Here is a 1,416-nt window from a genome sequence, read left to right as displayed (position 1 = left end):
GTAAGCTGTATAAAACTAAACACATTGCCTTTTTCCAATAACGCTGTTTATAATCGAAGGGCGTTACTTACAAAAAATGATTCAAGGAATTGCTATGAAAAAACTAATTTTAGGTGCATTCATTCTTTCTGCTCCATTTACTGCAATGGCTGCCGGCGGTCACGGTCCTGCAGGGTGCGGCTTAGGTACTGAAGTTATTTTCAAAAATGCAGATGAATGGCATGAGCACGTTCTTGCCGCAACAACTAACGGAATAGCCAGCCAAACTTTTGCTATGACCTCAGGCACACTTGGCTGTGAAGATGCAAACGGCCCTCTAAAAGTCCAAGTATCCCTTTTTATAGATAAAAACCTTGACCAACTGGCTCAAGACACTGCAATTGGTGAAGGTGAAACACTTGCTGCACTATCTGAACTTGTTGGCGTTGCTAAAGAAGATGCTGCTACATTCAATGCTGCATTGAAAGCAAGCTTTGACCAAATCTTTATGTCTGAAGCAACAACTTCTGGTGACGCATACCAAGCATTGGTTAGCGTAATGAGCCAGAACAAGACTCTTGCTAAATACCTAGGCTAATTAGCCTCGTTTAATCTACGCTTACGCTAGATCTAGAATCTAAAAAAGGGCACAATTTGATGCCCTTTTTTGTGCCAGTTAAAAGACCGGCATTCACCCTAACGAGAGATATCATGCACTGCCCTTACCATTACATTCTGGTGAATGTAGCTTTTCTTGCCTGTCTAAGCTTTAACTCTCTCGCGCAAACGATACCAGATTCAAAACTTACTTCCCTAGCGGATAATGAACAATGGCTCGACCTTCTTCATTTTCACCAAATAGGCTTTATTCCGCGATTTGAAAGTCAGGTTGATGACGACAGTTTTTTTATCGCTCCAGACGGAAAGTACTCGCCAAAGTCTGAGCTCAAGGCTAATATTAATGCGTTTACTGGCGGTAGCCGCGACCCTGAGCTTATTTGCCAGTTCCCAGCTCGTTTTCATTGGCTAAAACAACAACTCCCTGAATTGAACTTCACCGAAGCCAAGTGCCCAGATTATAAGGACTGGTTCGCCAAGATCGATCCGGAAAGCTTAACTTTGAGCTTCCCGGCAGCCTATCTAAATAGCCCTTCCTCAATGTTCGGGCATACCTTTATTCGTATAGATCGTGCCTCTGGCAGTAATGCACTACTAGACTACAGCATCAATTTTGCAGCGAATGCTAATCCTGACGATAACGAGCTAGTCTTTACCTATAAAGGTCTTTCCGGTGGCTACCCCGGTGTCTTTACAATTCTCCCCTACTATGAAAAAGTCAAAGAATACAGCCACCTGGAGTCACGCGACGTTTGGGAATACGCTTTAGATCTAACACAAGAAGAGGTCGAACAGTTTGTCCGACACGCCTGGGAAATA

General features: G+C 43.5%; 2 protein-coding genes. Both read left to right on the top strand.

Going from position 1 to position 1,416, the window contains the following annotated elements; all coding sequences use genetic code 11:
* Positions 1-94: 94 nt before the first annotated feature.
* Positions 95-577, top strand: coding sequence for a DUF3015 family protein (locus A3735_RS03020; protein WP_068515309.1), 483 nt, complete (start codon positions 95-97; stop codon positions 575-577).
* Positions 578-690: 113 nt separating this feature from the next.
* Positions 691-1,416, top strand: a 726-nt coding sequence (locus A3735_RS03015) for a DUF4105 domain-containing protein (protein ID WP_197485626.1), incomplete at its 3' end; no start/stop codon positions are given.

Source organism: Oleiphilus sp. HI0061 (assembly GCF_001635675.1).
This window is presented reverse-complemented; position numbering and strand designations above follow the sequence as displayed.

Coding starts and splice junctions, on each gene's coding strand:
- A3735_RS03020 (WP_068515309.1), top strand. CDS start 95: ATGAAAAAACTAATTTTAGGTGCATTCATTCTTTCTGCTCCATTTACT.